We start from the raw sequence: 7,178 nt of genomic DNA on the forward strand, positions 1-7,178 counted from the left end.
CCCCCGCACACAAAGAAACGGACACTCTCGCTAAACCCAGGACGCTTCAACCGATGCGGTACACCGGAGAAGAGCCTATAGAAAGCTGGCGCGCAATATCCATCGGTGCCACACCTTCCAGCCACAGGCGAGCTATTTCCTGACTGTCATCCGAGCTAATAGTCCTGCGGCGCTTGCGCGGCAAGTCCAACTCACCAGCAAGCCGATACGCCACCGACCGCGCTAAACCAACCACCCCAGCAGCCGCCCGTATTGAACTACCAGCCCGAACCAACGACGCAAACCGCGCCACAACAGCAGAATCCGGAACCCATTTCGACTCCACACAATCACCTAACCCATGCCAGGTGTTTCCACGACCACTAGAAATCAAGGGGGGACCCGGGCATAAAAATAACCCCGTCCCCGCGGGCGCGGGGTGCGGGGTCTTGGAAAAGGCCGGTTTTAGCGGGCGCGGCGGGCCAGGTGCTCGGTGTCCACGATGATGACCGACTTGCCCTCCAGGCGGATCCAGCCGCGGTGAGCGAAGGTTGCCAGGGCCTTGTTGACGGTCTCGCGGGAGGCGCCGACCAGCTGGGCGATCTCCTCCTGGGTCAGGTCGTGGTTGACGCGCAGAGCGCCGCCTTCCTGCACGCCGAAGCGGTTGGCCAGTTGCAGCAGCGTCTTGGCCACGCGGCCCGGCACGTCGGTGAAGATGAGGTCCGCCAGGTTGGCGTTGGTGCGGCGCAGGCGGCGGGCCAGCACGCGCAGCAGCTGCTGGGCGATGGACGGGTGGTCACTGACCCACTGTTTGAGCATCTCCGAGTTCATAGTGGCGGCCTGGACCTCGGTCACACAGACCGCGGCGGAGGTGCGCGGACCCGGGTCGAAGATGGACAGCTCGCCGAACATGTCGGACGGGCCCATCACGGTCAGCAAGTTCTCGCGGCCGTCCGGCGCGTGGCGGGCGAGCTTAATCTTGCCCGAGGTGATGATGTAGAGGCGGTCGCCCGGTTCGCCCTCGTCGAAAATGGTGGTACCCCGCGGGAAACGGACGGTCTCCATCTGCTCAATCAGGTTGTTAACCGCGACGGGATCGACACCCTGGAAGATACCGGCGCGGGAGAGAATATCCTGAACGCTTTCCACTAATGCTCCTTGGTCACTCAGCTGATGGGGTCGAAGGTGTAAATCTGCAGTGAGCTTCACCGCAGGCACCGGAAAATTTTATGTAACGGCTCTCAGTCTACCGTGGAATTGGTCACTTATGGGGTTAAAAGCGCAATTCCTAACAGAAATAGAGCCTGCGCACAGGGCACACGTAGTCGCGTAATCCGTGCGTATGAAAGATAAAAGCCACCGCTGCAACCTCCAGCTCCCAGGGGAGCCGCCAACTCAGTCGTGACAACCAGGCTTTTTAAAAAAGCGATCCGGTTGTGGTATCTCCAGTTATCCCGAGGACGCGAGCGTGCTAGCCCTGCAATCTACAACCTAGTGCAGACTAGGTGAGGACGCTTGATTCAAGCTTCTCCATGAACATGGCGAACACGGCAAGCGCGACGGGCGCGACGATGACTAAGACGATCATGGATACCATCTTACTAAGCTTTTATTCATGCGTGACCATAAACCCTCGAAATCTGCGAAAAATCTTCGCAAATCCGATCCGCAGCGGGCCGAGACGATCAACAAAATTCTCAGCCGGGAATATCCGAACGCCCGCTGTGAACTGGACTTCCGTAACCCGTTGGAGCTACTGGTGGCTACGGTGCTCTCCGCCCAATGCACCGACGCGCGGGTCAACCAGGTCACCCCTGCACTCTTCGCAAAATACCCAAACGCCGCCGCCTACGCCCAGGCGGACCCGGCGCAGCTCGAGGAAATCCTGCGCCCGCTCGGATTCCAGCGGGCCAAGACCAAGCACCTGCTGGGGATAGGCGAGGGGCTTTTGGCCCACTTCGGCGGCGAGGTCCCCCGCGGGGTGAAGGAGCTGACCAGCCTGCCTGGGGTGGGCCGCAAGACTGCCCTGGTGGTGCGCGGCAACGCCTTCGGCCTGCCGGGGCTGACGGTGGACACGCACTTCCAGCGCCTGGTCACCCGGCTCGGCCTGACGGAGAAGACGACCCCGGTGGCGATAGAAAAGGACATCGCCGCCCAGCTGCCGGACGAAGAGTGGACCATGTTCTCCCACCGGCTCATCTTCCACGGGCGGGCGGTCTGTCGGGCCCGTGGCCCCCGCTGTGGCGACTGCGTGCTGGCCCATCTGTGCCCGGCGGTTGCGAAATACGGGAAAAGGGTGAGGGCCCAGTAGGATGGTGGGGACATGAAAAAGCAGGTTTTCTGGTCCATCGGGGCGGCTGTCGTACTGACGGTCGCCGTGGTCGCCGCCGCCCTGGCACTCCTGTCTTCCGGTAGCGGCGACGACGGTGCGTCCGGCCCGGGAGCTGACGGCCCGGACGCGGCGGGGGCATCGTCTGCGCCCGGGGCATCGCCGGCCGAGCAGGGCCAGGCCGCCGACGTGCCGGCGCGCCCGGACTGCCCTAAGGGCACGGTCGCCGGCGTCGGGCTGGACTGCCTGGGCGGGCAGGAATCCGCGGCAGAAGCCTCAGCCGATAGCGGGGTGACCATCGTCAACGTGTGGGCCTGGTGGTGCCAGCCCTGCCGGGAGGAGCTACCCCTGCTGGAGGAAGTCGCCACCACCCACCCGGAGTGGGAGGTTCTCGGCGTGCACGCCGATACCAACGCGGCCAACGGCGCCGCGCTGCTCGAGGAGCTGGGCGTGGGCCTGCCCAGCTTCCAGGACTCGGATAATTCCTTTGCCGGCGCGCTCGGTCTGCCGCGGGTCATCCCCATTACCCTGGTGCTGAAGGACGGCCGCGAGGTGGGCCGCTTCGTCCAGGCCTTCGAGTCCACCGCGGAGATTGAGTCCGCGGTCGCGGGGGCGCTGGATGGCTAAAGCTAGCGCTTTGACAACGGCACGGCCAAGGGCCGGGGCGGTGAGGCGCTGATGGGGTTGCACTTGCCGCACCACGGGGACCGGCCCGGCGAGAACGTGACGGTGCGCCCGGCGGCCGCGCCGCGGTGGCTGCGCCCGGCCCTCGGGGTGGATTCGCACCAGATCGAGGCGACCATGGGCCAGCGCCTCGACCGCAACTTCCCGCCGGTGAAGAAGGTGCGCCGGGACGCGGCGGTGCTGGTGCTGCTGGCCGGGGACTGCCTGGACAACGCCCGGGTGCTGCTGACCCACCGCGCGCCGACCATGCGCTCGCACTCCGGCCAGATCGCCTTCCCCGGCGGCCGAGTGGATCCGGAAGACGCCAACCTGGTCGACGCCGCCCTGCGCGAGGCTTGGGAGGAAACCGGGCTGGATCGCCGCAGCGTGACCCCCATCGACCAGTGGGAGCGGCTGCGGATCCGGGCGACCGGCAACCCCGTGACCCCGGTGCTGGCTTACTGGCACAGCCTCTCCCCGGTCGGGGTGGCCAGCCCCGCGGAGACGGACGACGTCTTCACCGTGCCGCTGACCGATCTCATCGATCCCGCCAACCGGCTCCAAGTGGGCTGGGGCGCCTGGAGCGGGCCCGCCTTCCGGATCCAGGGCTACGTCATCTGGGGATTTACCGCCGGGGTGCTGGCCACCACCTTGCGGCACGCTGGCTGGGAGCAGCCCTGGGATAACAATTCGGTGCGACCGCTCCGCGCCACCCTCGCCGCGTCGCGCAATCGTGAGAAGATGAACGAACCGCACCAGCAGCAACCGGCAACCGAATAGTTGTGTAGCTGTTTAGCAGCTGCGCTGCCGCGCGGTAGTATGCTGGCCTAGCCAAAACAGATTTTTACAGGAAGAACCCTTATTTCAGTGAGCGCATTCTTAGTGGTCGACGCCCTCATCGTGATCGCCGTGCTAGCCGCGGTCTTCACCGGGTGGCGCCAGGGCGTGATGTCTTCCGTGCTGTCCTTCATCGGCATCGTCGCGGGCCTGGTCATCGGCATGGGCCTGGCCCCGCTGGCGATGCGCCTGACCGAGTCGGTGGCCCTGCGCCTCTTGCTGGCCGTAGGCGTGATGATCCTGCTGGTCGGCATCGGCCACCTGGCCGGGTCTTCCCTCGGCGCCCGGCTGCGCGATAGGCTGCGGCTGCGCTCGGCCCAGCGCATCGACTCCCTGGCCGGCTCGGTCTTCCAGGCCGTGGCCGCCCTGCTGGTCATCTGGCTGGTCTCCATCCCGCTGGCCAGCGGGCTGACCGGCGCGGTGGGCAAGGGCCTGCGGGAATCTCAGATCCTGGGCGGCATCCACTCGGTCGCACCGGAGCATCTGAAGGCCCTGCCGGGTGGGGTGACCTCGCTGCTGAACCAGACTGGCCTGCCGCCGCTGGTGGCGCCCATCGACGGCGACCGCAACGTGGAGGTCGCCGCGCCGCGCATCGAGGTCGAGGATAAGGCGCTGGTCAAGCAGCTGCGCCCGTCGGTCATCCACGTGCTGGGCGACGCGGACTCCTGCAGCCGCCGCCTGATGGGATCCGGCTTTGTCATCCAGGACGACTACGTGGTCACCAACGCCCACGTCGTGGCCGGGACCAACCTGGTCAACCTGGACACGGTCATCGGCATCCAGCAGGCCGAGGTGGTCTACTACAACCCTGAGGTGGACATCGCCGTGCTACACAGCGAGAACCTGCAGCTGCCGCCGCTGGACTGGGCGCCGGAGCCGGGAGTGACCGGCGACGACGCCATCGTCATGGGATTTCCGCAGTCGGGCCCGTTCAGCGCCACCCCGGCCCGCGTGCGCGACCGCATCACGATTGCCGGCCCGGACATCTACAACATGGGCCGCGTCGAGCGCGACGCCTACACCGTGCGTGGCAGCATCCAGCAGGGCAACTCGGGTGGACCGCTGTTTAACACGGAGGGCCACGTCTTGGGCATGGTCTTCGGTGCGGCCGTGGACGACACGGACACCGGCTATGCGCTCACCGCCGACGAGGTGATTTCCCGCATCGGGGACGTCACGCAGCTGACCGAGCCGGTGCCCACCGGCGAGTGCGTGGTCCGCGACGTCGTTTCCCAGTAGGCCGGAAAAGAAGCCGGAGCAGTTCCTAGAGCTGGCGCGCCCAGTCCGCGACGGTCGCGACGAAGTCGGCGGGCTCTTCCACGTGCGGCAGGTTCTTGGCGTGCCGCAGGCTGTGATCGGCAAAGGCGCCGGTGGTGCGGGCCCTCGCGCGGCGGATGATGGGGTTCCACAGGCGCTGCCCGGAGTGGAAGAAGAGCACGGGCGCGGAGATGGTCTCCTCGACCCAGCGGCGCGGGACGGCGGCGGTCAGCAGCCGGTGGTTCCACAGGATGCCCCGCACGACGTTGCCGATGGAGGCGGCCTCGATCCGCAGCTGCAGCAGCCGCTGGAAGCGCTCGCCGCGGAAGCGGCCGGTGGTGTTGAGCAGCAGCTCCTTGCGGTAGACCCACTCGGAGAGCCCGGGCACGCGCTGCAGGGCCCGGTAGGGCAGGCGGCACAGGCCCGCGCGCAGCCACAGCCATAAGAAGTCCCAGGGGCGGGCTGCCATGGCGCGCCGCAGGTCCACCGGGTAGGCGCCCGAGACGCTCACGATGCCGGCGACGCGCTCGGGGTGCTCCACCGCCAGGGACCAGGCCACCGCGGCGCCCGTGTCGTTGCCGATGATGATGGCCCGGCGGTGGCCCAGCGCCTGGATGAGCCCGGAGAGATCGCCGGTCATCACGCGGATGTCGTGGCCGATGTCGGCCGGGGGCTTGTCGGACATGCCGAAGCCGCGGGCATCGATAGCCGCGACGTGGAAGCCGCGCTCGGCCAGCGGGGCGATGACGTCGCGGTAGTCGAACCAGCCGCCGTAGGAGCCGTGGACGGCCACGACGAGAGGATTTTGGGGATCCCCGGCCACCGCGGCGTGCAGCCGGATACCGCGTGTGTGCACCAGCTGGTGGGTAAACGGGCCGTCCAGCTCCACGACGGAGGGCGAAAGGTTGCGTGCCGACACGGGCGATACTCCTCCAGGTTGGGGTCGGTAGAAACTGACAAAACTCCGCCGAACGCGGTGCGTGGGGCGGAGTTAGGTGCAGGGAGGGGGCTTTAAGGGCTGGCCTAGGAGTTGGTGAACAGGCCCTTGTTGCCCTCGACCTTCTTCTGGGCCTTGCCCGGGACCAGGTCCTTCATATCGCTAAAGGAGTTGATGGTCTTTTCCGGCTTCTTGACCTTCTTCACGTTCTGGATACCCACCAGGGCGCAGACGCCGGCGATGACCAGCATGATGAGGAAGACGATAAGGAAGGCGGCCCAGCGGTCCAGCCACTTGGCCAGCAGCTCCGCGAGGAAGAAGAAAAAGAAGAAGGAGCTATACAAAGCGACGGTTCCGGCGACGCCGAAGAAGCCAGCGCCGATGCCGCCCTTCTTGGCGGAAGCGGCCAGCTCGGTCTTGGCCAGCTCGACCTCCGAGCGGACCAAGCTGGAGACCTGCTCAGTGGCGTTGGAGACCAAGGTGCCGATGGAAGCCTCACCGGAGCGGGAGGTGTCAGCGTCGCTGAGGGGGATCGCATTGACCTTCGGGGCAAACTGATTACTGCCGTCGGTGAAAAGTCCGTCGTTGCTCACAGGTTAAACCTTCCTTGGGTGGAAAATATTTCGTAACTTAAATACTACGTGGAAACGTCGCCAGAGCGCACAGCTTCCCGCCACGCGGGCCACAGTCTAAAAAACGACCGGCCGCAGCCCGTCGCCACGTTTGCTAACGCCTATCCTAGTTCATATGGCCGAAAATGACCCGCTATCCCCGCTGTTAAGGGACGAAGAAGTCTCCCGCCTGTCCCGGCGGGCCGAGAGTACTATCGCGGCGGCACACCGGCGACCTGCGGCTTTGCGTAAACCCGAGGTCGTTTCCTCCGAGTCCCTGCTGCGCGGCGCGCGGGCCAGCGCGGGGCTGGTCAGCGGGCGCGTCGCCCGCGACGTGGAGGAAGAATTTAATGCCGACGGCAGCCTGCTGGCCCGGCACATCAGCGCCTATTCCACGCTTGCGCCCGAGCAGTTTTCCGCCACCATGCGCACCTTCACCCGCGCCCCGCTGCAGGTTCTGGCCCGCTGGGACGTGGCCGGCGGCGGGGCGGGCAAGCCCCAGGCCGGGGCGGACCGCCTGACCGTGCTGGCCGGCTGGGTCGTGGCGGGAGCTGGCAGCGCGCCG

General features: G+C 66.4%; 7 protein-coding genes and 1 pseudogene. 5 read left to right on the forward strand and 3 right to left on the reverse strand.

The window, feature by feature from the left end; genetic code table 11:
• Positions 1-444: 444 nt before the first annotated feature.
• Positions 445-1,128: a CRP-like cAMP-activated global transcriptional regulator GlxR gene (gene glxR, locus HMPREF3067_RS02995; RefSeq protein ID WP_070768258.1), complete on the reverse strand. Its 684-nt coding sequence runs from the start codon at positions 1,126-1,128 to the stop codon at positions 445-447.
• Positions 1,129-1,594: 466 nt separating this feature from the next.
• Between glxR and nth the strand changes: the two genes are divergently transcribed.
• From nth to HMPREF3067_RS03015, 4 genes are all read left to right on the forward strand, one after another.
• Positions 1,595-2,290 carry an endonuclease III gene (nth, locus tag HMPREF3067_RS03000; RefSeq protein WP_070768259.1) on the forward strand — a complete coding sequence of 232 codons (696 nt, stop codon included), beginning with the start codon at positions 1,595-1,597 and terminating at the stop codon, positions 2,288-2,290.
• Between the two features lie 12 nt (positions 2,291-2,302).
• Positions 2,303-2,935, forward strand: coding sequence for a TlpA family protein disulfide reductase (locus HMPREF3067_RS03005; RefSeq protein ID WP_070768260.1), 633 nt, complete (start codon positions 2,303-2,305; stop codon positions 2,933-2,935).
• A gap of 51 nt (positions 2,936-2,986) precedes the next feature.
• Positions 2,987-3,751, forward strand: coding sequence for an NUDIX hydrolase (locus HMPREF3067_RS03010; RefSeq protein ID WP_070768261.1), 765 nt, complete (start codon positions 2,987-2,989; stop codon positions 3,749-3,751).
• 87 nt (positions 3,752-3,838) lie between these two features.
• Complete coding sequence (locus HMPREF3067_RS03015; protein ID WP_070768262.1) at positions 3,839-5,047, forward strand: MarP family serine protease; 1,209 nt, start codon at positions 3,839-3,841, stop codon at positions 5,045-5,047.
• 25 nt (positions 5,048-5,072) lie between these two features.
• On the opposite strand, the gene HMPREF3067_RS03020 is transcribed toward HMPREF3067_RS03015, so the two are convergent.
• Both HMPREF3067_RS03020 and HMPREF3067_RS03025 read right to left on the reverse strand, forming a co-directional pair.
• The gene (locus tag HMPREF3067_RS03020) at positions 5,073-5,984 is read right to left on the reverse strand and encodes an alpha/beta fold hydrolase (RefSeq protein ID WP_070768263.1); all 912 of its coding nucleotides are present in this window, start codon (positions 5,982-5,984) and stop codon (positions 5,073-5,075) included.
• Between the two features lie 104 nt (positions 5,985-6,088).
• Positions 6,089-6,595, reverse strand: coding sequence for a phage holin family protein (locus HMPREF3067_RS03025; protein ID WP_070768264.1), 507 nt, complete (start codon positions 6,593-6,595; stop codon positions 6,089-6,091).
• Positions 6,596-6,749: 154 nt separating this feature from the next.
• On the opposite strand from HMPREF3067_RS03025, the pseudogene HMPREF3067_RS03030 reads away from it, so the two are divergent.
• Positions 6,750-7,178, forward strand: a pseudogene (locus HMPREF3067_RS03030) (oxidoreductase); the annotation flags it as partial.

Source organism: Corynebacterium sp. HMSC04H06, assembly GCF_001815935.1.
Classification (GTDB): Bacteria; Actinomycetota; Actinomycetes; order Mycobacteriales; family Mycobacteriaceae; genus Corynebacterium.

Bases quoted from the DNA above. Each gene is read 5' to 3' on its own strand.
- HMPREF3067_RS03010 (WP_070768261.1), top strand. From the start codon at position 2,987: ATGGGGTTGCACTTGCCGCACCACGGGGACCGGCCCGGCGAGAACGTG.
- nth (WP_070768259.1), top strand. From the start codon at position 1,595: ATGCGTGACCATAAACCCTCGAAATCTGCGAAAAATCTTCGCAAATCC.
- HMPREF3067_RS03005 (WP_070768260.1), top strand. From the start codon at position 2,303: ATGAAAAAGCAGGTTTTCTGGTCCATCGGGGCGGCTGTCGTACTGACG.